Below are 24,501 nucleotides of genomic sequence, written 5' to 3'. Positions count from 1 at the left end.
CATTTTATTATTGGTTTACTTCAGTGACTCAAGCTCTTCCCATCGCTCGAAGCAAACTTCCAATTGCTTTTCTTTATCCGCCAACAGGTTCAATACCGAATTGATTTTATCCTGTGTTTGGCTATAAAAATCTGGGCTTGCCACTGTGGTTTGCAATTCGAGGATTTCTGCCTCTAATGTTTCCATCAACTCAGGCATGGCCTCTAATTCACGCTGTAACTTATAGGACAGTTTTTTCGCGGCTTTGGCGGGCTCGGCCACTTTTACCTCAGCGGTTTTTACTGTCGCAGGAGCTTCGACCGTGTTTGGCTGACTAGGTTCCTCTGAATAAAACTTTGCCCCTTGATCAATTGCGTCTTGATAACCACCGACATACTCGCTCCAATGCCCATTACCCGCATACCACCAGCTGCTGGTGACAGTGTTATCGATAAAAGCCCTATCATGGCTCACAAGCAACAGTGTGCCTTGATACTCAGTCAGCAGCGACTCTAGCAATTCTAGGGTCTCAATATCAAGATCGTTTGTCGGTTCGTCGAGGATAATCAGGTTAGCCGGACGAATAAGTAACTTAGCCAGTAATAACCGATTCTTCTCACCGCCAGATAATGCCTTCACCGGCGTACGGGCGCGCATCGGCGAAAATAGGAAATCCTGCAGATAACTTAAGATATGACGGTCTTGACCATTAATGGTGATGGTCTTTTTACCCTCACCCACGTTGTCTTCAACGGTTTGCTCTGGATCCAGCGCCTCACGGTATTGGTCGAAATAGGCAATCTCTAACTTAGTGCCGACTTTCACCTCACCCGATTGGGGTTGTAACTTCTCAATCAACAGCTTGATAAGGGTCGATTTACCACAACCGTTCGGACCGATAAGTGCGATACGATCGCCTCGAAGTACCGTGGTATTAAAGTTTTTAACCAGATTTTTATCGGGCAGATTGTAGTTTAAGTCCTTCACATCAAAGACCAACTTACCCGAACGCTCGGTATCGGCCACCGCCATCTTGGCATTGCCCTGACGATTCAATCGCTCACTGCGTTCTTGACGCAGCGCCTTGAGTGCACGCACGCGGCCTTCGTTACGGGTACGACGAGCCTTAACCCCTTGGCGGATCCAGACTTCTTCTTCGGCTAATCGCTTATCGAATAAGGCGTTTTTCTCGGCTTCAACCCTTAACCATTCCTGCTTACCATCAAGATAAGCTTGGTAATTACCAGGCCATGAGGTCACCACGCCGCGGTCTAAATCGACGATGCGGGTCGCCATGCGGGCAATAAAGCCCCTATCGTGGCTGATAAACACGATAGCGCCTTGGAAATCCAGCAGGAATTTCTCCAGCCATTCGATGGTATCGATATCTAAATGGTTAGTCGGTTCATCGAGCAGCAATAAATCCGGCTCACTGACGAGGGCACGGGCAAGCGCTACTTTACGCTGCCAACCACCGGATAACTCACTTAAGGATTTATCGGGATCGAGGCCTAATAACTCACAGTTTTGTTTGATGCGCGAGTCAAGCTGCCAGCCATTGTGATGATCTAACGTTTCCTGCAGCTTTTGCATTTGATTAAGCATGCGCTCCATCAGCTCAGGTTCGGCATAAGCCACATCGTGGGACAGTTGATGGTATTGCTCTAACGCTTCACCGACTTCCTTTAAGCCTGCAGCGATATAAGAGTAAACCGAGCCCTGCTCCGCCTTTGGTGGATCTTGCTGCAAACGGCTGACTGTGACGCTGCCATCAATGTTGAATTCCCCTTCATCGAGCAGCACATCGCCGGATAAAATCTTCAATAGACTCGACTTGCCCGCACCGTTGCGGCCAACAATACACACTCGCTCGCCGCGCTCGATAGTAAAATCGGCATTTTGCAGCAGCGGAGTATAACCATAGGCTAACGAGCCATTATTGATACGAACCAGACTCAAACTAAGCTCCTAAAAATTCTTGTAATTGGGTAGCGTCAAAGGGCCAAAACAGGCAACGCTCATCCTCGGCCTTCACCACGGGAATACACACGCCATAACGTTCAGCTAAGGCTTCATCATCGCAAATATCGATGGCCGTAAAAGGCACCTCGGCGGCATTAAGCAATGCCGCAGCCTGTTCACATAAGTGACAGCCTTCGGTGTGGTATAGTATGTAACCCGCTTGCGGTACATTATGCATGGGTGATTAACCAAGTATTATGGATATGGGGATTGCGCTTGTAATCCATAGGCAAGGTCAGATCATCGATGTTTTCCACCTTGATTTTCATCTTGACCAAGGTGTCGGTGTCCATCTTAAACTTGCGTTTGTTGTTGGAGAACACTATCTCCCCATTTGGACTTAACAGCTTGATAAGCATGCCTAGTAAATTCACATGGTCACGCTGTACATCGAAGGAATCTTCCATCCGCTTAGAGTTAGAGAAGGTCGGCGGATCGATAAAAATCAAATCGTATTGCGCGGATTTATCGTGCGCACTATCGCGGATCCATTGCAAACAATCGGCCTGCACAAACTCATACTGCTTGCCACTGAGATCGTTTAACGCAAAGTTTTCCTTTGCCCACGCAAGATAAGTGTTGGACATATCAACCGTCGTGACCGACTTAGCACCGCCTAATGCGGCATGCACAGAGGCAGAACCTGTGTAGGAGAACAGGTTCAATACCCGGCGACCTTTCGATTTTTGTCCCACTAAACGGCGGGTTAATCTGTGATCGAGGAACAAGCCAGTATCCAAATAGCCTGTCAGGTTCAGCTTAAACTTAGCGCCATATTCGGTGGTGATAAGCTCAAGCTTACGCTCATCGAGCTTTTGATATTGATTGGTGCCCTTTTGACGCTCACGGGTCTTCATAGTGATCTTGTGCGGATCGACACCAATCGCAGCAGGCAGCGCCAAGAGCACATCGCTTAAACGACGTTTTGTCACGGCCTCAGGAATGCTGGCCGGCGCCATATATTCCTGCACCACGATATGATCTAAGTAGCGGTCGACCGCCACGTTATATTCGGGAATGTCGGCATCATATAAACGGTAGCTATCGATACCTTCTTTTTTCGCCCACTTTTCTAATTGCTTGGCGTTTTTCTTAATACGGTTAGCAAATGCTGGCGCGATATCGGCAATGTCTACTCCTTCCGGCAATACTGGCGTATCTCGGCGAGTGCTTTGCGCGTGCAAGGTATACAGGTTAAAGGCACACTCCAGCGCACCATTAAACATCTTCATCTGTTTATCGGCTTTGAGTTTCAGCGCCGAAATCAGCTCAATATCGCTACAGAGCATAGCCACTTTCCAGCCGCCAAACTCCTTTTTAAACTTGTCGCCTAATTGGTAATACAGCTGCAATAGCTCAGAAACACTGCCTAAACGCTCACCGTAGGGAGGGTTAGTAATCAGGTAACCTTCGGCGGCGGGCGGCTCGACATTGAGCGCATTAGCGACTTTAAAGTCAATCAGCTCAAATACACCGGCGTTTTGCGCATTGCGTTTTGCTAGGGCCACTAAGCGCGAATCGATATCCGAGCCGTAGAACTTCACGTCACAACGCTTTACACCTAAGGATGCGCGCGCCTTGGCCTCTTCTAAAATCTCATGCCATGTCGCTTTATCATGGCGGCGCCAATGCTCAAAACCAAAACGGCTGCGCTGCAACCCTGGAGCAATATCGGCAGCCATTAATGCGGCCTCAATCAGTACAGTACCACTGCCGCAGAAAGGATCGAGTAAGGTCGTTGGCGCGGCTTTCCAGCCACTGCGCACTAGCATGTTGGCGGCGAGGTTTTCTTTTAACGGTGCTTCACCGGTCGTAGAGCGATAACCGCGTTGATGCAAAGAAGGTCCCGAGAAGTTCATCGCAATGGTAATCACCCCATTACGGAAATGGGCGTCGATTTTAATGTCGGCATCGATACGGGCGACGTTTGGACGGGCATCACCGTCATCACGGAAACGGTCAACAATCGCATCTTTAATCTTTAACGCACCAAACTGGGTGTTGTTGATAAAGCCGCCAGTGCCGTGAAAATCGATACTAAAGGTGTTGCGATTGGAGAAATGAGCTGACCAATCAATACAATAAGCTGCGTTATATAATTGCTCCGCCGACTCACAGGGGCCCTTATAGATCACCAGCACGATACGGCTGGCCAAACGCGTCCACAGGGTAATACGGTAGGCTAAGGCAAGCGGCGCGGTAAAATAGACACCGGCAACACTCTCTTTAATCTCAGTCGCACCAAATTCTGTCAGTTCTTGGGCTAAGCTATATTCAAAGCCCTTAGGGGCGGCAGCAAAAAAATTAAGCATGGGATAATCAATACGCAGTCAAAATCAAAGCGACATTATACCTGTGAAGCGACATAAAAGATAAACAGTTATTAGCCGAAACTCGATTTAGTCAGGCAGTTACCACTCTCTTTACGACAGATAAGCGGGCCATATTGCCCAGATTGTCCGAAATTCCCCCATTACGATTCATAATTAAGCACTCGTTCATTTTTTTGAAATTCCTCCTTGCAATGCCACAGCACTGCCGTTATAGTTCGCCCCGCTTTAGAGACGGACGCGGGATGGAGCAGCTTGGTAGCTCGTCGGGCTCATAACCCGAAGGTCGTTGGTTCAAATCCAGCTCCCGCAACCAATTTAAAGCCAAGGTTATGATATTCAAAAGGATATCCAATCTTGTAAATCCTCAATATCGGACGCGGGATGGAGCAGCTTGGTAGCTCGTCGGGCTCATAACCCGAAGGTCGTTGGTTCAAATCCAGCTCCCGCAACCAATTGATGGATAACAAATAGAAGTAATAATCGGACGCGGGATGGAGCAGCTTGGTAGCTCGTCGGGCTCATAACCCGAAGGTCGTTGGTTCAAATCCAGCTCCCGCAACCAATTATCGACTTATTATCACTAGGCCAGCATTAAGCTGGTTTTTTTATGCCTAAAATTCACTTCTTGTGTATCTGATTCGTTTCAGCCAATGGTAACGACTCGCTCGTCGGGCTCTACTATCTATAAGCAACAGACGAAGTGGCTGGTTTAAATCCAGCACAAGTTGCTAGCCATCAACTCACTCAGTTTACTTATCTTTTCCCCCGCCCCTGTTTGGCTTTATATACCTTATCTCCAAAAGCGCCGGCGATTTTTATCAAGCCTAATAAATGCCACGATTTCAGTCATAAATGCCAACAGAGTCGTTTGCCGCCTAATGCGCATTTCTGCTATGATCCATCGCTGACTAATCATAATTCCACAAATTGACAGATAATCAGCACTTAGCTTTTATCTTGCGATACCAACCCATCGCCTGCAGGTACAAATATGATTAACCACTTTAGTGTGCTCGGTATCAAACCTAGCGCCAAAGAAGACGACATTAAAAAAGCCTATCGCCGGCTCTCAAATAAATACCATCCCGATAAGTTGTTAGGTGCCTCTGATGAAGAAAAAGAGCAAGCATCACAACAACTTGAGCGCGTTAAAAAAGCTTATGAAGTGCTCTCAGATCCCAAGCTTAGAAATGCGTTTATCCGAGACTTCAACAATGTGATCGTGACCGATCCCAATGGCGCGATGCGCGAATTGTGGGATCAATTTTACCCTTAAGCGGGTTATTTCCAGTGCAACACTGGGAGTGCCAAATTAATGAGCTTAGTTTGCCAAGCCCCTTAATTTGGACCTTTTATTGCAACACGGTTTATTTTGAGAAGCTGTTTGTTTGATAGCTTTTTATTTCGAGACATGCCCATGGCCAAAAAACTGAATATCTCACGCATTAATGAGCTTAAGACCAATGCCTACGACAATATCGAGTCCTATGATGACCCGGATACGCCCAAGGCACTAGAGCAATTTACCAGTCAAATCAAAAAAGTATTACAGGCTGACCCTAAAATGCTCGAGTCGGTACCCGAGTATCTGCCTGTAGCACTCTATGGCCGAGTAAAATTTCCAAGTGATGCCAAGCTCAAGTGGGCTCACTGGATTAATACCGCAACGCAGCCCGAGTGGGACGAGTTCAAGGTCACTATTGGCTTTAACAATGCCGATGTCCCCTTAGTGCAGGCGGTGCGCGCCTATTCAGAAGATTTATTGATTGAAAGCTGCGCCGTACTCTATTTACTGGAAAACCAAGGCAAAAGTGCACCAGCGCCTAAACGCAGCGCTGATGATGATTTTGAAGACGAAGACAGTGATTACGCCGACTATTCCGATGACGACGATGATGACGGCGAAGAGGAAGATGGCTACTACGATCACTACGATGATGAGGACCGCTAATGAACACTAGTCTCATTGAAATAACCGTTGCCGAGATTAAAGAACTCGCCGATGTCGAGCCAAAACAGGCCAGTAAACGTTTCGAACTCATCGCCACCACAATGAACGATGAGCAATTAGTCGAAGTCATTGAAAAAATGGATATTGTGACCCTGACGCAAATCAACAGTCACCACGATATCTCCTGCCCGTCAATTATGTCGGAGCTGATGACCCCTGAACAAATTCGCGACATCGTCTGTCAGCAACCTTTGTATTGGGAAGAAAAAATCAAGAATAATGCCGAAGAACTCATTCAGCATACCTTTGATTTTTTAACTTATTTAATTCGCATCCAAGACAGCGAAGAAAAACAAACCGCTATTTTAGAGTGCATTGCCGAAGATCCCGCAGGCCTCTTCTATCTGTCTATACCCTTTATCGAGATGATGTTGGGTGAGCGCCACGACGATGAAGACCACTTCAACGATTATTACGACGACGAGGAAGATACCGACACCGTCGGCTATGACAGTCGTGTCGACAGTGAAGAAGCCCATAGTTTAAGCCTAGATGACCCACGTAGTCTGATGGCGTTAATCCATGAGCTGGCACCCGATGTAGAAAAAGCCATTAAAAACCTGCTGCATAACGAAAGCTCTGGTTGGGAGATAATCATTAACAAGTTCGTCAATGAACTGGTTATCCAAGCGAAAGAGAAAAACCAAGTCACGGACGAATACGCAGAAGTGGATGATATGTTTAGCTTTTTAGATTAAGGATCCCTAGATGCAACTGGTACTGCGTGATTTAGACCAAGGCCCATACCTGAGCAAGGTGTTGGCCAAAGGCCAAGCAGACGACACCCTTAGTGGTGAGCAGCTCGCACAAATCAAATCTAAAGCCATTTTGATGAGCCTCAAATTGGCGGATAAGTTCTACAACAAGTACAAGATGCACTTACTGGAACAGGCGGCGCACGATGTGATTGGCGTCGTCAGTCTCGGATTAATGGAACTGTCTGATCAGGACCAACAGCAAGCGGTGCGTTTATTGCTCACCGCCGATGGCGTGGTCAAATGCTTCCAAAAGGGTTGGAGCATGCTCAGCGTCGTCAGCAAACATAAACTGGTGAATGGTAAGTCGCTCTATGGTGACGTGGATAAATTCCTGCTGGAACAAGTCTCTACGCCGCCAGACGCCGAAGAGTGGCTGGGGTATGAGGCCTACCAAGATGCATTGGCCGAGCACCAACGTCAGCAATCGATTGCGGCGCTAATGGCACAGTTTTATGCCCAAACCAGCTACGATCCTTTGGATTTCTTAAATCTAGAGAGCGTATTGGCCGAAGCCGTGTTGTATCGGATGTTGTTTGATAATGCCAAAGTCAGACAAGATTTGAAAAAGCGCATTGCTAAAATCAGCTTGCAGGACGAATGGTTTAGCCTCGAGTATATCGAGCAGCAAACCCAAAAAGCCCTGGCGGAACTCCCCGCAGAGCTGGCCGAGACCATCGGTAAAGATCTGGGTAAAAACTTTGCACCAGCATTGCTGCGTACATTGAATTTTGCGAAAAGCTACCGCGAACTGCTGCTGAGCGACGCCTCCCCTGAGCGTTTAGAAAGATTCGAACATAAAGAAGGACTCGTCGGCCTACTCGGCTGGCCGCTTTATATCGTGCTTTAATCCTTAGCGGGGCGCTAATCAATTAGCGCCCCGCTTTTTATCTACCATCAGAAGTTGCTTACGCTTCCTTTATCGTCTCGCCACCAGCTGCAATACAAAATACTGGCATAGCCGCATCGGGGCGAAGATAGCCCCAAATCCGGATCCCTTGAGCTTCTTTGCTGTAGGGGAGCCGATACTTGTGCAGTTGCGCCTCGATATAATCAGTAAAATCCGTAGTTTTTTCAGGTAGCAATCTGCCGCGGTGTTCTCTTTTGAGCGGATCAATCTCAAGCCATTCAATCCTCTCGCAAATTGCGAGTAACTCATCCCACCACACTGGCGTAAAACCTGGATTTGGCCCTTCATCTTCCAGTAGCTTGTAACGCACATGGGACACAAAATCCGGCTCTTCATGGAGTGCCTGCTCAAGCTGACGCCATTTAGTGAGGTTCATCACTGAGGTTAATTGATGCTGATTGAGGTACGTCAAGGTGTCTGCATTCATTGCAATGCGTCTGCTCCCTGTGAGTAAAAATCCATAAGTGGCGTCATCTTAGCTCAAGCGAATAGATACTTAAATCGACTTAGCTTGAATTTAAAGCACGCGATAGTCCGTTAATATAGGTTCGTTAATATAGTCAGTTAATATAGTCATTAAGTAAGTGATGAAGTAAGTGAATCAAAGTAAAAAAGCCTGCAATGCAGGCTTTTGATATTTAAAGAAAGAGGCTAACGCTTAACGGAACGTCAGTGACGTGGTATCCGTTAATTTATCATTGTCTTTCACGGTTAACTCGACCGTATGCAGCCCGCGGCGTGCTTGGCGAAACACAACAGGACCACTTGCACGGCTACCGTTATCAAACTTCCATTTATGCTGTTTAATCACGCCGTCAGTGTCATAGCTGGTCGAAATAAACATATCGACTAACCATAAATTGATGTGCTGAATTTGCGCCACGGGTGGCTTTTTCACGTTCTCAACCACCACAGACACCATTTGTGAGCTGCTATGGCTTAAACCGTCATTATCGGTCACTGTTAACGTCACTAGATAATCACCAGTTTGCGCATAGGTGTGGGATACCGACTCGCCCATGGCTTGGCTATTATCGCCAAAGTCCCACTCAGTAGAAACAATTTGGCCGTCGCTATCAATGGAGGTTGAAGTCAATTGCACACTCGCACCATTCACAAGCTGAGTGAAGCTGGCTTCAGGAGCCACGTTTTCCGCTTCGAGCAGGAGTGAAATCACCACAGGATCATGATCCGATGAGCGATAAGCATCACTGGCATAAAGGTCTTGCACCTGCGCAGCCGTCTTAAACTCTTCGTTGTAATCTAACACCCGTGGCTCGTCGGTATTGATATGCCACTCGGTCACATCCACGACTTTATCCACTAACGCGGTATTGGCCAGCGCATGGTCTAACTGCCCAGATTCACCCGAGAATACATAGGAATAAGGATTGGCTTTTTCAAGTTTTGCAAACAACTCGCTAAAGCCAGCGTTAGCCAATGCGCTTAGCGGATCTTCCTTGGCATAGGAGTTTAAGTCGCCGATCAGCAGTACGCCTTGCTCTGGATACTGCTCTGCAATCCACTGCCCCGCCGCCGTTGCTGCGCGGGTACGGGTAATATTGCAGTTACCTTGACCATCGTTCATATCTGGATCGCCAGCACACTCACTACCCTTAGATTTCAAGTGATTAACCGCAACGACTACACTCTCCTCACTGCCGTTTAGCACGAAGGCTTGAGTCAACATAGGGCGGTTTTTGCTGTCGTCGAATAGTGGCTGCCCGGCGTCATCTAAGGGAGAGTTCGCGCTGGATAAAATACGCGCGTCACCCTGAGGGCTCACTTTGTCACTGCGATAGATGAGACCGACGGTAATCGCATCCGTACCGATCGCACTTAAGTTGCTACCATTGACCTTTGGAATAACATAGGCATAGCGATTTTCACCCACGGCGGCATTGAGGCCCGCCACGAGATCGGCAATCGCCGAGTTGGCGCCAAAGCCATCGTTCTCGATTTCCATCAGACCAAACACATCGGCACTGGTCCCTACCATGGCGCTGACAATCTTCGCTTTTTGACGCTCAAACTCACTCAGGGTATTGGCACCGCGCGCAGTAGGGAAACCGCTGCCCTGTCCATCGCCATTAAAGTAGTTCAGTACGTTAAAGCTAGCGACTTTCAGGTTGCCGCCTTCGGCAAGCACTGGCGATTGTGGACGAGGGTTTTCTGCCACAAAATTAACTGGCTCAGTCGGCATAATGCGATAAAGATTAAAGCCATAGTGCATAACGCCCGTCAGACTCGTTGCTTTATCGCCCACACGCACAGTGTTTGAAGCGCTTAAACCTGGCGCCGGGAAAATCACAGGATCAGGGTTCTGCGCCGTTAAGCCATCGTCGAGTAAAATACTGTCTTTGAGATTGGCAGCAGTGACGGCTAAGGCATCTGTGCCTGGCGCGGCCACTTGCGTCCCAATAAAGTGACGGCTGCTACCGAGTGAAATTTCACCATAGCGGCCCAAGTTGTAGACTTCGTTCACCACCAGGTCTTGGCTAAAGCGGACGCGCATGCCTTCAAAGGGTTCAAAGTCATCGCTCGAATTCACAGGTAAGGTCACCACGGCGGCTGTCGGTAGGGTCTGACCTGCGGCGCACAGTTTATGATCGGCAACGGTAGTCAGTTCCGTTAAGCCTTGATATTCAGTGACTTTAGCTTTTAAGCGTACACGGTCGCCCGCCACATAACCCGTTGGCGCATTACCGGTATAAACAAACACCCCTTCCGAGGTTTGTGGATCGTTATCGGCTTCGTTATCGGCCATTTGCACGAAGATGCCCTTGAGGCCAGCTTCTTGGTTACTCACCACAATGGCTTCTACCACTAAGGTTTGTCCGTTTAACGGACTGACATTGGTCGAACCTTGCAGGGCATGGATAGGCGTTGAGGCTTCACCACAGGCTAGTGAACTCGGTGGCGGCTCAACAGGATCGGTGGGGGTGCCTGCGCTGAATTTGCCCAGATCCGAGATATCGTCTTTGGCAAAACCTAACCATGTATTAAAGGTGACAACATCATCAATAATGGTATCGGCGATTAGCTGTTCGGGATTGCGGCGCAGGGTATTGTCCTGCGTCGATAAATCACCACTGCCCCACTCACTGCCGGGATCTACGCCCACTTGGCCTAAGCTATCAATCACTTGGTCTTGATAGGTCAGCACAATGGCATCGTCACCATTGAAAAAACTCGCGCTGCTTTGTTGATTCGTCACCGCCAGAATATCGGCCGATGCATCATTATCAGCAACCACATGAGTCGCCCCTGCGGCTAAGGTGCCGGTCAGGGCGATAGTCGTGCCCACCGTTGTGCTACCATTAAAATAGAAGCGCAATTGATACTGGCTTAAATCGATGCTGCTGGCGGTTGGGTTGTATAACTCAATGGCTTTGTTGTTGCTGCTGCCTTCAACATATTCAGTAATAATCAGATTATCGGCAGCATGGGCAAACCCACACACGCCACTGATGGCTAACGCCAACAGCGTTTTGTTATTAAACATAATGACCCCTAATAAGTATCTTTTTTATATTGGTATTGAAGTTAAAGACTTACGATTTCACGAAGCGCTTAGCCTCGAAAACTGACGATACTATAGGGAATTAAGGTTACAAATTAGTTGCACGCAAGTTGCAACTTAAGACGGATATTTAGGCGGCGATTTAGCGGATTGGACTAGGAAAAATAGCGAAGATGGCGGGCATGGCTCACCATCTTGTTAAAGATCATCAGAGTAGCCCGTTATAGCGGCTGCAACTGCGCATCGAGTAGGCTGACTAACAACAATTCTCCCTTATCGCTAACTCTAAACTCGCCATACTTTGCTTGGCTGAAGTGGTCAGCTTGGCCCTCTTCGAAGAAGAAACTATTTGAGGCAAGCTTTACTCTATGATTACGCAGACGAAAATCTACCGTGAGTTGCTCAGCCGTTTTGGGTTGATCACGGTAAATACCAACAAAGTGCGCCACTTTTTGCGAGTCGAGCGTCAACAGCAGTTGCCCCTGCGTCATCCCTTCAGGCAGTGCGGCGCGCACCTCCTGCGCAATGGCATACTCCAAGGCCATGTAATCCCCCTGCATAATCGAGCGAGGATCCACTGGCGCTAAGGCAAAACGTACCACTTGGCCATCTTGTAATAACTGCTCAAACTGGGCTATTCGCCAGTTGATGCTTATCAGCAGTGCTGCGGCGGTAAACACCACTAAGACTAAGGCGCGCTTATGGAAACGGCTAAATGCTAAGGTCGCTTTATCCATTATGCTTGCTCCTTATGCTCAACCTGCACTTGCGTGATCGGAAAAAAGCGCCACATCAATAGCCTCGCGATAATAAGCACTCCGCCTAATCCCATTAAATACAGAGATTTAAGCATCAAAGTGGTCTCGAGGGAATAATAATAGCCCGCCGCAAACACTAGCCCGGAGGCGATACCCATCCCCTTAAGCCACGCCTCGTGCCCGTAGTGCCCCAACAATATCAGCAGCACTGCCGTTGATAAGCCCTCCATGGGGAAAGACAGTGCAGTAATGAGCACTAATCCTAAAAACGCAAATAATATGGCGGGATGGGTGAATGGAGTCTGCCATTGTTTACAAAGACTCAGGAGTAAAAAGCTGCAGATGGCAAACACGACCAGTAAATGAACTGCGGTTATCCCCGATTGCCAATCCACGGCATACAACTGCGAAAACTCGCTATCCAGACTAAACACATGCATAAGTTGAATGGTGAGCAGATTTGCACTGGTGGCAAAAATCCACATCCTCGCCCTTTGATAGTGGTGCCCAGTGCGGTGAAGATTGAGTAGCATAATGCTCGATAGCAATAGCCACAGCGTCGGCGTAAACGATAACAGATGCCACTCGGCCAACAGGCCGGTGACACAGACACTACAACCAAATGCAAATACCCACTGAGCCACAGCGTGCTTGATAATCCCCCAAAGCAGAAAAAACAATGCCGCCATGCTCAGATACCAAGCAAGATTGAACGCTTCGCCGAGTAAATCAAACAGCCCCCAAGCTAGAGCAAGCGTGCCGCTTAAACAGGAGGCAAAGGCAAACTGCTGCAAAAAGTGTTGTTGGCGCCCGCCCCAATATAAGGCAAGCCCTAAGCCTAAATAGCTGCCACCGATAAAAAGTGCCGTGCCCCCTTCGAATCGCCCCCACAGGCTATCGAAAAGTGACACCATAAAACCTAATAAGAACCAAGCGGCTATCCAGGCCGCACCAGCTTGCATCAGGGCGATATACCAGGGCATATCTTGGGATTCGGGCAACTCTGGGGTATTCACTGCGCCCTTGGCATATAAACTCTGCCACAAGGTTTGTACCTCAGATACGCCGCTTGTTTGCAGCGACTCATTAGGGTGCTTATTCATGGCTTAGCTCCTCATTCTCACTGGGAGTCTGCGTAGGCGAGATGCCCGCTTTAGCTTGCCGATGCAATCGCCTTAACACAGTGCTTAAGCCTGTGCTCGCTAAAATGATGTAAAGCCCAATCAACAAAAAGCCGCCAATGGGATCGCTATTGCGAAACAGCAGTTCGGTGAATAACGCCGCGCCGACGCTGATCAAGCTAAAACCACCCAATGCCAAGGGATAAACCTGCAATCGTTTGTGCCTGAACCACCAGAATCCAAACAATAGATGGCCAAAATAACCAACCCACACCGCAACCAGCAGCGGCTTAGTGTCGCTCGGCTCAAAAATCATCCAACACACCAGTAAGGTAAAGCACCCCATGGCCGTCAATGAACTCGCATACTCTACGAATGGCGCATGCCAACGTCTGCTGGTACTGCCGAGAAACACAAAACCGTAGTAGATGGTCAGATTAAGGACCACAAAGAGACATAACCACAACTGTTCATCCAGCCAGAGCAAAGTCGTATCGGCATACAACCCAAGGCTTAAATTAACTAGCCCCACCAGCAGTAACCATAGGCCATCAAAGCCTGCCACCCATGCGAAGGGCAAAATCGCAAGCGCCCAAATGGCGAACAGCTGCCAAGGATCGGCGCCAGTTTGATAAGTTTGCCCAACGAGGGCGAGCAGCCCACCCACTAACATGCTCACCACCAGCAGCGCAGCATTGGCAAGGGTTGCTCCGAACAGACAATGAGAAGGGTCAACGAGCTGCTTCGCTGCGCTGTGATAATACAACCAGACAAAGCTGACAAGGCTAATTAATAGCGCCGCTTCAATCAGCGCAAACTTGCTCATTCGCGCGAGCGACTGCCAGTTATAGGCAAAAAAGAAAATCACCCCGCAGGCAAAGCTTAACGCCCCCGCCCATTGTAAAAGCTGCGCTAATAAGCTGCGCCAACTGGCGGCATTGGGTGGTACGGATAACTGTCGATAGAGTTCATTTGCCTCGGTTGGCGTGATATGTCCCTGTTCCAACCATTCATAGACGTGCGAGGTAAGATGGCGCAATCTAAAATCTCCCTATTATTACCTGACGTTGACAGCGCAACTATCACTAAAAGCTACCACTAAGTGCTATCACTAAGTGCGCGACAAACCTACCAAGCAAATTTTCAAAGATAGTCCCTATTGTATTGATCAATAGAGCAAATAGATAAGTGAATCTTCAGCCTTATCCATAAATCAACCAAAGGGATATAGGTACTGTCTATTGGCTGGGGAAATCCTAGTTCAACGAACGCGTTTATACCTGCAGTGGACTCAGCACCGCAAGCAAGGCTATCAATAAAAAGACTAAGGATTGCAAACGGAGTCGCAGGCTGGCTTGAGGTGGGGATAACAACGCCACGTAAAACAGCCAAATGGCATACATACCGTAGTTAAGCCCCAAAAACAGCAATAGGCTATAGCCATACATTTCAGGAAGGAGTTTGAGCGCACACACCAAAAACACCGCGGTAGTGGATACATAGAATACCGATTGGCAATAAAATAGCGCGCTGAACCACTGCTTATCTGGCTCAGATAATGGCGCACTCATCAGCTTCGGCAGCCGCTTTTGTTTCCCCTCCAGTAAGTGGTAAACGCACACACCTGCGCTCAGGATTGATGCTATCGCCAAACTGATCATTGGTTATCTCTCGCCCTTATTCGCGGCCATTAGGCCCATGTTCATCTAGGGAGTAAGACCTGCCAAAGCGACGCTCTCTTACAACAGCCTTACTCTTAATGACAAAAGCTGTACGCTATTACACATAGCATGTGCCATGACACAGGTATCGGCGGAATCACATTCATAAAGACTAAATCATGCTAAACCACAGTAAATCTAAAAATAGACTTCAGATAACACAAAGGAGCCTCAGGCTCCTTTGTTTAACGCAGGCAAGGCTTACATGGTGGCCATGGTCCAGTAATCGAGGCGCTTTTGCGGATCGGCTAACAGGTTTTTACACTCTTCTTTGTATTTGCCCATTAGCGCACCTAAGTTACTTGAGCCGCCTAAACTCTGGATCTGGCGCGCTTTAGCGTCGGCCACCGCTTGAGTAACTTCGGCTTCTGACTGATACTTCTTCGCCAGATTTTCAGCCTCGACTTTAGAGGTTTTTAAGCGCTCACCCACAGCTTGCATTTGCGGGGCATTCATGGCACCAATGGCCTCGGAACTGATTTGATAATAAGCAGCACATTCAATGGCTTCTTTACTAAAGGCCTTTTCTGCCTCATCGGCGACTACGCTATGGCTCACGGTTAACATTAAGCCAGCAACGGCAAACGCTTTAAACATCTTGTTGTCCTTTTTATTAGCAATTAAGCATAAACTACTTAAGCAATGAGTGGATCTCAAGCTCGTAAGTTAAAAATTTCTGATCCCGCACAAACCCTAAGGCCTCATACAATCCCTGCGCGCGGACATTCTCCTTTTGGGTCTCCAGCACTAAGGCGCGAGCGCCTTGGGCTTTGGCATATTCCGCCGCCTGTTGCACCAACGCCCGACCGATGCCAACACAACGCGCATGCTGGGTGACAAACACATCGTTTAGGATAAAAATCGGCGCTAAACGCAGTGATGAAAAACTGGGATACAACTGCACAAACCCCAGCCCCATTCCCTCGGGGGAGCGCGCCATAAACACCACGGACGAGGCATCCTGCAAACGCGCACGAATAAACTGCTCCGCCGCGAGGACATCATCCTTACAGCCGTAAAACTGCCGATACTCATTAAATAACAGGGCAACCTCATGACTATGGGATACGTCAGCGCGAGAAATAATGTTTGCCATCGGCCTTTCCAACCTCAAATCTACATGCGTGTTGCGAGTCCAAATAGCGAATGACCATCGCCATTTGAAGCAGCAATCCGCCCTACTCTACTGGTCGCTGTTGTAAGCGAAATGCTAAGTTGTGTTTCACTGTGGCCCATTCGGAATCGATAATGGAATACACCACGGTATCGCGGATCGTGCCATCCTTGAGGATCTTATTGTTGCGCAGCACGCCATCTTGCTTGGCGCCGAGGCGGGCAATGGCTTGGCGAGAAGCCTGATTATGCCAATGGGTGCGAAACTCGACGGCAATGGCATCGAGGGTTTCGAATGCAAAGGTCAGCAGTAATAACTTGGATTCGGTATTGATCCCCGTGCGCTGGGCGCGCTTGGCATACCAAGTGTAACCAATCTCCAAATGGCGATGCTCGCTCTCCCAATGGCTGATACGGGTGCAGCCGACAATCTCACCTGAGAGACGGTCGCGCACCGCAAATGGGAAACTCTCTCCGCGTGCTTTCTCATCCAAGGCTTTAGTCACATAGGCTTTCATCTCGCTTGGCTCTGGCACGCTGGTAAACCATAAACGCCACAACTCGCCATCTGTCACAGCTAAACTCAAGGCGGCAACATGGGATAAAGAGAGGGGTTCTAGCACTACATGTTCACCCGTTAAACAACCTAAAAGATCGCGTTCGCCCACAGTATCGCCTCCATTAGCTGACTAAAAAGTGTGTCCTTGCGCACATTTTTTACTAGCCTAACATTAATCTAAAATAAAAAAACCTCTCTTTTCAATGTGATTTGATAATTTCATTCTAGGTGCTGACGCTAAGATTTTCTTAAGCTTCGCCTTAGAAAATGACATGTTAATGAATCGAATGAGACTGGTTCTGATGCCGCTAAATAACGCAGGGATCGAAAGAGTTCGGATAGTGATGCCCCTTTTAGCCTAGCGTCAGCGCAAACTAGCAAAAGAGAACGACTTAGGTATCGATTTGCCGGATGTCGATAACACCCCTTTAAGATCAAAAAAGCGCAGTGTTTACTTAGAAACACTGCGCCTTGAAATCATATTAAGCATTTCAGCAGCATCAAGCCTTTACGGCCCAATCATTAAAACCCGTGCACGCTATTACTCACCCTAAACCAACCAGCAATACTGTTGCGCTGGGCTAAGGTTCTACTCACCTCATGGGGGAAGCGCTCGCTTAAGAAAATCACAAAGTGACCCATCTTAGGCGCGATGCGTTCAATCTCATTATCGGTTTCATCGTAAATAATCAGCTCGCCGCAATCTGCTGGCGTCCAATCGGGATTTAAGAAAAACACCGTGGTTAAGATACGGTTTTGACTGCCTTTTAGCGCATCCACATGCTTCTTATAAAAGGCGCCGGGTTGGTACACGGCATAATGGCTTTCGTAGTCGAATAACCCCATAAATAATCGACGATTTAGGCCATCCTTTAACTGCGTCATCAAGTCTAAATAGAGGCTATCAGGTTCACTCTGCTCCTCCAGCCACTGGATCCTATCGCGGCGGATATCGGGGTTAAGCTGCTGCTCAGCGCCACGTCCAATCGAGGCCGCTTTGAGCTCATGTATTTCTGTTGCTTGGATTTTTTCCAATAATACTTGGCTAATGGGTTGAGGAATTAACTCGGGTAAAAAAATATAGCCTTTGTCTACCAAGGCGTCAGCGATCACATCCAGCACTGCTTCACTTAATTGCGAAACCATTAATGCTACATCCAATAATAAAAGGCTACGCTTTAGCTGTACTCAAGGGCTCAAAGGAGGGGGAACTGAGCCTGATTTTCGAGGGGCGTCGATACGGGATAAAGAAGCTATCCCACAGTCAAATTTGGCGGGATTTTAGAGTAAAGATTATCGAAAAACAATAGCGTAAAAAAAGGCTTGATAGGTTGCCCTACCAAGCCTTTGGCCCTTTTTACAATGAATCGTTTAATCGACTAAACCACGGCGCTTTAATAAGGCATCGGTCGTGGGTTTTTGACCGGTAAAGTGGATGTAATCCTGCATCAGATCTTCGCTGTTGCCTTTAGACAATACCGCATCACGGAACTTATCGCCGTTTTCGGCTTTTAAGCCACCATGTTGGCCCATATAGGCAAAGGCATCGGCGGCAAACACTTCCGTCCACAGGTAAGCGTAATAACCGGCAGAATAGCCACCCGAGAAGGCATGGCTAAAATAGCTCGACTTATAACGCGGTGGAATTGGCGCGAAATCGAGGCCGTGTTTGGCTAACACTTGATGCTCAAACTGTTCCACATCCTTATTTTGGGTGTCAGCACCAATCGAGTGCCATTCCATATCCAGTAATGCGGCCGCTAAATACTCAACAGTATCAAAACCTTGACCAAATTTATTCGATGCTAAGATTTTATCGAGTAAAGCTTTAGGAATAGGCTCACCAGTTTGGTAGTGCTTGGCGTAATTGGCAATGACCGCAGGGTCAATGTTCCAATCTTCGTTAACTTGAGACGGAAACTCCACAAAATCGCGCGCGGTAGAGGTACCTGCCACACTCGGGTATTTCACCTTGGAGAATAAACCGTGCACCGCATGACCAAATTCATGGAACATAGTGGTCACTTCATCGAAGGTCATCAAGGTTGGACCGTCGGCAGGTTTCGGGATATTCAGTGCGTTATACACCACAGGCTTAGTGCCTAGCAGGCCGCTTTGAGTGACAAACTCATCCATCCAAGCGCCGCCGCCCTTACCTTCACGGGCATAAGGGTCAAGATAGAACAGACCAATAGAGCTGTTGTCTTTATCGAAAACCTCAAAGGCGAGGACATCGCTATTCCATACTGGTAAATCGGTGCGCGGTTTAACGCTGATGCCGTAGAGTTTGTGCATCGCGAAGAACAAGCCATCCTTCAGCACAGAGTTAAATTCAAAGTAGGGTTTGATGCTGCTCTCATCGAGGGCGTACTTTTGCTGACGCACTTTCTCGGCGTAATAAGCCCAATCCCAAGGTTGTAATTCAAAATTACCGCCAGCCTTTTTGATTTCAGCTTGGATATCCGCCGCATCGGCCTTAGCGTGAGCCAACGCCTTAGGCGCCAAGTCATCTAAAATTTCATACACGGCGCTTGGCGTTTTAGCCATTTGGTCGGCCACGGCGTAGGCTGCCCAAGTATCAAAGCCGAGTAAATTGGCTTTCTTGGCGCGCAGCTGCGCCATCTTCACGATTAAAGGGCCATTACTGGCAACGGCGCGGTGAGCCGAGGTTTCCCAGACTTTTTGGCGCAGTTCGCGGTTATTTAAACTGGCTAAAATAGGCTGACGAGTCGTGTTCACTAAGGTAATCAGGTAACCCGTTTTACCCGCTGCCTGCGCTGCGGCCGCTAAGGTCGCGATTTCGCTGTCAGATAGACCGTCCAGTTGTGCCTTGTCGGTCACAACAATCACATCGTCTTTAAATGACTTTAAGCTGTTTTGGGAAAACTCAGTCGCAAGGGTCGCTAACTCAGCGTTAAAGTCTCGCATTTTGGCTTTATCGGCATCGGATAATTTGGCCCCTGCACGTACAAACTGCTCGTAATAAAACTCGACCAAGCGTTTATCTTCGGCATTTAACCCGGCACGTTGCTGATATACGGTTTCAACACGGGCAAATAAACTTGGATCTAAGTAAATGTTATCGCGGTGAGCCGATAGCTTAGGCGCTAAATCCGCCTCGGTCTTTTGAAAATCATCGTCGGAGATTAACCCCGCCAGATTGAAGAAGGTGCGTGACACTCGAGTTAACAACTCACCCGAGGTTTCCATGGCTAAAATCGTATTATCGAAGGTGGGCGCCTGTTTATTGGCAATAATGGCGGCAATTTCAGCTTCATGTTCTTTTATGCCCTGCGCAAACGCGGGGGCATAATCCGAACTCTTGATCAGATTAAACTGTGGAGCTTGATCCTGCAGTGGACTCTTACTCAATAACACATTGGTTGCATCAGCTTGAGTCGATGCAGCAGCTTGCGTCGCGACCGCATTGGCGGCCTCGGTATTGGCTGCCGGTTTTTCTGAGCAAGCGCCCAATAACAATGCCGCGGCCACGGCAGTAGTAATAACAGACTTACGCATAGGAACTCCCTAGAGTGTTACTGCCCTGTCTTTATATTTTTTAAGTGAAAGGTGCGAGTAACGGATTTTGGCTTCTCTTCCAACTGACGCATGCTTTGGGCGCCCGTTTTCAACGCACAACCTTAGCAAGTTAAGCGACCTTCGGCCAAGTTTTCGAAGCCAGGGATCGAGGGGAATTTGTATCTCTTTATGTGTGACTGCCGTCAAACTACGCAATCAAGGGCATTTGGTCTGCGATTGTGCGACGAGCGGCCATAGGTAAGGCGCAGAAACAATCAAGGTTTTAAATGATAGAATTTATTTTATAAATAAAAACTTAGGCGAAAACACTTCATAAAAATCGTCAACATTATCTCAAAGACTCATCGAATATCAGCACAGGCGAAATTCAATCAGCTAACAAATATTAATTATTCTTAATAAATAGCTGGCAACATCGAATTAACCAGCCGATGAATAAAAATACCGCAGCCATGGTGCACAAATTAATCAATCAAGCGCCTAGTCACAATTTGAAACAGCTTTTATCCAATTAATGTCACATTCAGATCATCAAATCTCTTTATAATCCCCGTCCGTTAACTGAATGACGCGACAACCTAACAGTTCTTTCGTTATGAATTAACAGGATGATGGGCATGTTCTCAAAAGAACATGTATTAGGGTCAAATAAATATAAATAGAGAAAACGATGTTAAATAAAAAACTACTCGCAGTGATGATCACTGCCGCCTTAGGCGTAAGCGCCTGTGGCTCGGATGATGAGCAAATCGTTCAAGCAGATTTACGTGTATTAGAAACCACGGATCTGCACACAAATATCATGGATTTCAACTACTACAGTGGTAAAGAAGACCCAACAATTGGTCTAGCTCGTACCGCAAGCCTTATCCATGCCGCCCGTAAAGAAGCCAAAAACAGTGTACTCGTAGATAACGGCGACCTGCTTCAAGGTAGCCCTATGGGTGACTACATGGCTAAAGTAGGCCTGCAAATGGGCGATGTTCACCCCGCCTATAAAGCGATGAATCTATTAGATTACGAAGTAGGTAATATCGGTAACCACGAATTTAACTATGGTTTAGATTTTTTAAATAAATCACTTCATGGTGCAGAATTCCCTTATATTAACGCCAACGTCTATTGTACCGACGATAATGGCTGCTGGAATGATGTGAAAAAAGGTGAGCATTTATTCACCCCTTATATCATTAAAGAAAAACAAATTGTCGATAGCGAAGGAAATAACCAAACCATTAAGATTGGTTATATTGGTTTTGTGCCACCACAAATCTTATTGTGGGATAAACAAAATCTGACCGGCAAAGTAACGGTTGAAGATATTGTGGCGACTGCCAAAAAATATGTGCCTGAAATGAAAGCAAAAGGCGCTGATTTGATTATCGCAATTCCACACTCTGGTATTGGTTCGACCGAAAATCCTGGCGATCCTATGGCAGAGAACGCAACCTATGCCTTGACCTATGTCGACGGTATTAATGCCATCCTCTTTGGTCACAGCCACTCTATTTTCCCCGATGCCAAATATGCCGACTTACCTAACACAGACGTGACTAAAGGCCTGTTAAATGGTGTGCCAGCCGTCATGCCTGGACGCTGGGGTGACAACTTAGGTGTGGTCGACTTTAAACTCGAGCGTAAAGACGGTAAGTGGTCTGTGCTTAGTGCCACCACTAAGGCACGTCCTATCTATGATGGTGCAACTAAAACACCATTAGTCGAAGCCGACGCCGCCATCCATGATGCTGTCGCTGCCGAGCACCAAGGAACACTCGCCTTCGTGGACGAGCCAATTGGGGTTGCTGCCGCCGATATGTATAGCTTCTTGACCTTAGTGCAAGACGATCCAACCGTACAAATCGTTTCTGACGCGCAAATTGCTAACGTTAAAGCCAAACTCCCCGAGGCATTAAAAGACCTGCCAGTTTTATCGGCTTCTGCACCATTCAAAGCCGGTGGTCGCCACGGTACAACCAGCGATGCAGACCAATATGTACAAGTGGATAAAGGCGCATTGACCTTTAAAAACGCCGCCGATCTTTACCTCTACCCCAACACTATGGTGGCGGTCAAAGCGACAGGTGCTGAATTGAAAGATTGGCTGGAGTGCTCGGTTAACCAATTCAATCAAATCGATCCAACCAAGACTACGCCGCAGGAATTAATCAACTGGGATGGTCACCCAACCTACAACTTCGACGTGCTCGATGGCTTGACCTACAAGATTGATGTGACTCAACCAAGCAAGTTCGACCGCGACTGCGCCGTCGTTAATGCCAATGCTAACCGTATCGTCGATTTAAGCTACACAGATACCAACGGTAAAGTCTTCACTGGCGAAGAGTTTGCGGCCAAAGAATTTATCGTGGCCTCAAATAACTACCGCGCCTTTGGTGGCAAGTTTGCCGGTACAGGCAGTGATCATGTGGTACTCGAACTGCCAGATACTAACCGTGAAGCCTTAGCGGCCTACATCACAGCGCAATCTAAGTTCAACGAAACCACAGGCAAGTATGAAGGCATGGTCAACCCAAGTGCTGACTACAACTGGGATTTCAAAACCATCAGCACCAATGTTGCGTTAGATATTCGCTTCCAGACCCAAGATAGCGATAAAGCCGCTGCCTTTATCGAAGCCAATAAACAACGCGAAATGACCAAGATTAGTAAAGATGAACTCGGTTTTGCCGTGTACCGCATCAACCTAAGCCAAGATAAAGCGAAGTAATTTGCGTTATTACACTTAGGTTAAGCCAATATCAGGCTAAACTCAGTCTCGTACTTAGACAAGAAAGGGCTCCCAGTGAGCCTTTTCTTTATTCAAGATCCCAACCAAATATCGATGAATGTATAGTGCTTTGAGTGTCCTTTGTGATCATCGGCTTAGCTCTCCACTTTGTGTTAACGGCTATCTCACTTATCATTAGTGCGTGATATCAACCAAGAGAAAGCCTATGAAATCCCCCTCTATCCTGTGCGCATCCGCCATACTGCTTGCCAGCCTGCAACCCGTTAGTGCCGAAGTTCTCCTGCAGCTACCAAGTGATGTCGAGCTGTTAACCGTGAATGGACAAAAGCCATTAAGCACCTCGCCAGTCACGCTGAGTGATGGATTGAACCAAATCGCGTTTCGCTACAATGCCCAGTACCGCAAACAGGCTAATTCGGTACGCTACCAATCGGACGTACTGATCATCCGCTTTAATGAAACCGACCAAGCATTACAGCTCAAACTGCCCAATATCGACTCGGCTAAAGCCGCAAAGCAGTTCGATGAGTCACCGTCAATCACGCTGTTAGATAAGCACAATCAAGCGATTAGCTTTGACCAAGACAGATTAGTGAAAAACGGGCTTCAGATAGGCCGAAACTTCGAGCAGGAAATCTTTCAATACAATCAAGGCCAACATCCCGCCTCGATAACGCTTGCTGCGGTGCAAAGCCAGCCTCAAGTATCAGCGACAACGAGAGCACCAACTCTGCAAGCCGCCACTTCAGCGCCATCAACAGCCGTAACCGCCAGTGCAGCCGCATCAACAGCTGCAGTAACACAAGACACAGCACCTGACTCGCCGACCCAAGCTGAAATCAGCCATATGCTGGATTATTGGTATCACCTCGCCGATGACGCCACCAAAGCAAAATTCAAGGCCAAAATTAACGAGCAATAAGCGTATTCGTAAGGTTTTGGCAGTAACAAGCGAGCAAGACACCTATCCAATACAGAAAGAGCAGCCTAGGTTGCTCTTTTTATTGGATCGAACAAAGCTCTTGGAACCACTATTTATCGTTCAAATCGATAAGCAGGCAATGAATGTGGTCTTCGCAGAGGCGAATAAAAGGAAGGAATAGAACATTGAAATGGAAACAGCACAAACAAAAAAGCCAGCTTATGCAGCTGGCTTTCTGCTCTCTTTACGAGAATATTTAGGTGCTTGGCGATGACCTACTCTCACATGGGGAGACCCCACACTACCATCGGCGCGATTGCGTTTCACTTCTGAGTTCGGGATGGGATCAGGTGGGACCACAATGCTATTGTCACCAAGCAAATTTGTTATTCACTACCCGTCTTATCTTGATGCAGGCAGTAAATTAAATTCGGAAAGCTGTTTGAGTTCACTTCTTAAGTGTTTGTATTCAAGCTAAGTACTGT

At 47.7% G+C, this 24,501-nt stretch carries 20 protein-coding genes, 3 tRNA genes and 1 rRNA gene; 9 read left to right on the top strand and 15 right to left on the bottom strand.

The window, feature by feature from the left end:
- Positions 1 to 15: 15 nt before the first annotated feature.
- Genes SHEWANA3_RS08470 through rlmKL form a run of 3 tightly spaced genes read right to left on the bottom strand, consistent with a single transcriptional unit; the run spans position 16 to position 4,313 of the window.
- Complete coding sequence (locus SHEWANA3_RS08470) at positions 16 to 1,938, bottom strand: ABC transporter ATP-binding protein (RefSeq protein ID WP_011716644.1); 1,923 nt, start codon at positions 1,936 to 1,938, stop codon at positions 16 to 18.
- A gap of 1 nt (position 1,939) precedes the next feature.
- The gene (locus tag SHEWANA3_RS08465; RefSeq protein ID WP_011716643.1) at positions 1,940 to 2,179 is read right to left on the bottom strand and encodes a glutaredoxin family protein; all 240 of its coding nucleotides are present in this window, start codon (positions 2,177 to 2,179) and stop codon (positions 1,940 to 1,942) included.
- Positions 2,172 to 4,313 carry a bifunctional 23S rRNA (guanine(2069)-N(7))-methyltransferase RlmK/23S rRNA (guanine(2445)-N(2))-methyltransferase RlmL gene (gene rlmKL, locus SHEWANA3_RS08460; protein ID WP_011716642.1) on the bottom strand — a complete coding sequence of 714 codons (2,142 nt, stop codon included), beginning with the start codon at positions 4,311 to 4,313 and terminating at the stop codon, positions 2,172 to 2,174. The genes SHEWANA3_RS08465 and rlmKL overlap by 8 nt, the downstream gene beginning before the upstream one ends.
- 257 nt (positions 4,314 to 4,570) lie before the next feature.
- Between rlmKL and SHEWANA3_RS08455 the strand changes: the two genes are divergently transcribed.
- The 7 genes from SHEWANA3_RS08455 to SHEWANA3_RS08425 all read left to right on the top strand — a co-directional run bounded on the left by SHEWANA3_RS08455 (position 4,571) and on the right by SHEWANA3_RS08425 (position 7,950).
- Positions 4,571 to 4,647: transfer RNA gene (locus SHEWANA3_RS08455), tRNA-Met, on the top strand.
- 62 nt (positions 4,648 to 4,709) lie between these two features.
- Positions 4,710 to 4,786: transfer RNA gene (locus SHEWANA3_RS08450), tRNA-Met, on the top strand.
- 33 nt (positions 4,787 to 4,819) lie between these two features.
- Positions 4,820 to 4,896, top strand: a tRNA-Met gene (locus SHEWANA3_RS08445).
- A 429-nt stretch (positions 4,897 to 5,325) separates the two neighbouring features.
- Positions 5,326 to 5,610: a J domain-containing protein gene (locus SHEWANA3_RS08440; protein WP_011622321.1), complete on the top strand. Its 285-nt coding sequence runs from the start codon at positions 5,326 to 5,328 to the stop codon at positions 5,608 to 5,610.
- Between the two features lie 141 nt (positions 5,611 to 5,751).
- A complete protein-coding gene (locus tag SHEWANA3_RS08435) occupies positions 5,752 to 6,285 on the top strand; it encodes a hypothetical protein (protein WP_041412985.1) in 534 nt (177 codons plus the stop codon).
- Entirely contained in the window at positions 6,285 to 7,043 is a 759-nt protein-coding gene (locus SHEWANA3_RS08430; RefSeq protein ID WP_011716641.1) for a hypothetical protein, read from the top strand. The genes SHEWANA3_RS08435 and SHEWANA3_RS08430 overlap by 1 nt, the downstream gene beginning before the upstream one ends.
- Before the next feature lie 10 nt (positions 7,044 to 7,053).
- Entirely contained in the window at positions 7,054 to 7,950 is an 897-nt protein-coding gene (locus SHEWANA3_RS08425) for a hypothetical protein (RefSeq protein ID WP_011716640.1), read from the top strand.
- Positions 7,951 to 8,008: 58 nt separating this feature from the next.
- Here SHEWANA3_RS08425 and SHEWANA3_RS08420 read toward each other — a convergent pair whose 3' ends face one another.
- The 11 genes from SHEWANA3_RS08420 to SHEWANA3_RS08370 form a co-directional block, all read right to left on the bottom strand.
- Entirely contained in the window at positions 8,009 to 8,437 is a 429-nt protein-coding gene (locus tag SHEWANA3_RS08420; protein WP_011716639.1) for a DUF6678 family protein, read from the bottom strand.
- A gap of 231 nt (positions 8,438 to 8,668) precedes the next feature.
- Complete coding sequence (locus SHEWANA3_RS08415; RefSeq protein ID WP_011716638.1) at positions 8,669 to 11,515, bottom strand: ExeM/NucH family extracellular endonuclease; 2,847 nt, start codon at positions 11,513 to 11,515, stop codon at positions 8,669 to 8,671.
- Positions 11,516 to 11,754: 239 nt separating this feature from the next.
- On the bottom strand, positions 11,755 to 12,270 hold the full coding sequence (locus tag SHEWANA3_RS08410; RefSeq protein ID WP_011716637.1) for a GDYXXLXY domain-containing protein: 516 nt from the start codon (positions 12,268 to 12,270) through the stop codon (positions 11,755 to 11,757).
- The gene (locus SHEWANA3_RS08405; protein ID WP_011716636.1) at positions 12,270 to 13,394 is read right to left on the bottom strand and encodes a DUF4401 domain-containing protein; all 1,125 of its coding nucleotides are present in this window, start codon (positions 13,392 to 13,394) and stop codon (positions 12,270 to 12,272) included. The genes SHEWANA3_RS08410 and SHEWANA3_RS08405 overlap by 1 nt, the downstream gene beginning before the upstream one ends.
- Positions 13,387 to 14,451, bottom strand: coding sequence for a DUF2157 domain-containing protein (locus tag SHEWANA3_RS08400; RefSeq protein WP_011716635.1), 1,065 nt, complete (start codon positions 14,449 to 14,451; stop codon positions 13,387 to 13,389). Before SHEWANA3_RS08400 ends, SHEWANA3_RS08405 begins: the two co-directional genes overlap by 8 nt.
- Positions 14,452 to 14,686: 235 nt before the next feature.
- Entirely contained in the window at positions 14,687 to 15,073 is a 387-nt protein-coding gene (locus tag SHEWANA3_RS08395) for a hypothetical protein (protein WP_011716634.1), read from the bottom strand.
- Between the two features lie 261 nt (positions 15,074 to 15,334).
- Positions 15,335 to 15,730 (bottom strand): hypothetical protein, encoded by a 396-nt coding sequence (locus tag SHEWANA3_RS08390; protein ID WP_011625878.1) that lies wholly within the window; start codon positions 15,728 to 15,730, stop codon positions 15,335 to 15,337.
- Between the two features lie 34 nt (positions 15,731 to 15,764).
- Positions 15,765 to 16,229: a GNAT family N-acetyltransferase gene (locus tag SHEWANA3_RS08385; RefSeq protein ID WP_011716633.1), complete on the bottom strand. Its 465-nt coding sequence runs from the start codon at positions 16,227 to 16,229 to the stop codon at positions 15,765 to 15,767.
- A gap of 82 nt (positions 16,230 to 16,311) precedes the next feature.
- A complete protein-coding gene (locus tag SHEWANA3_RS08380; RefSeq protein ID WP_011716632.1) occupies positions 16,312 to 16,914 on the bottom strand; it encodes a GNAT family protein in 603 nt (200 codons plus the stop codon).
- Between the two features lie 413 nt (positions 16,915 to 17,327).
- Complete coding sequence (locus SHEWANA3_RS08375; RefSeq protein WP_011716631.1) at positions 17,328 to 17,951, bottom strand: 2OG-Fe(II) oxygenase; 624 nt, start codon at positions 17,949 to 17,951, stop codon at positions 17,328 to 17,330.
- Between the two features lie 225 nt (positions 17,952 to 18,176).
- A complete protein-coding gene (locus tag SHEWANA3_RS08370) occupies positions 18,177 to 20,324 on the bottom strand; it encodes a M3 family metallopeptidase (protein ID WP_011716630.1) in 2,148 nt (715 codons plus the stop codon).
- A gap of 691 nt (positions 20,325 to 21,015) precedes the next feature.
- Between SHEWANA3_RS08370 and SHEWANA3_RS08365 the strand changes: the two genes are divergently transcribed.
- Positions 21,016 to 23,073 (top strand): bifunctional 2',3'-cyclic-nucleotide 2'-phosphodiesterase/3'-nucleotidase, encoded by a 2,058-nt coding sequence (locus tag SHEWANA3_RS08365; protein WP_011716629.1) that lies wholly within the window; start codon positions 21,016 to 21,018, stop codon positions 23,071 to 23,073.
- 226 nt (positions 23,074 to 23,299) lie between these two features.
- Positions 23,300 to 24,016, top strand: a complete 717-nt coding sequence (locus SHEWANA3_RS08360; RefSeq protein WP_011716628.1) for a DUF2057 domain-containing protein — start codon at positions 23,300 to 23,302, stop codon at positions 24,014 to 24,016.
- Between the two features lie 262 nt (positions 24,017 to 24,278).
- Here SHEWANA3_RS08360 and rrf read toward each other — a convergent pair.
- Positions 24,279 to 24,394: ribosomal RNA gene (gene rrf, locus SHEWANA3_RS08355) — 5S ribosomal RNA — on the bottom strand.
- Positions 24,395 to 24,501: the final 107 nt, after the last annotated feature.

Source organism: Shewanella sp. ANA-3 (assembly GCF_000203935.1).
Taxonomy (GTDB): Bacteria; Pseudomonadota; Gammaproteobacteria; order Enterobacterales; family Shewanellaceae; genus Shewanella.
Note: the sequence above shows the minus strand (reverse complement) of the source record. Positions and strands in the feature narration are given on the sequence as shown.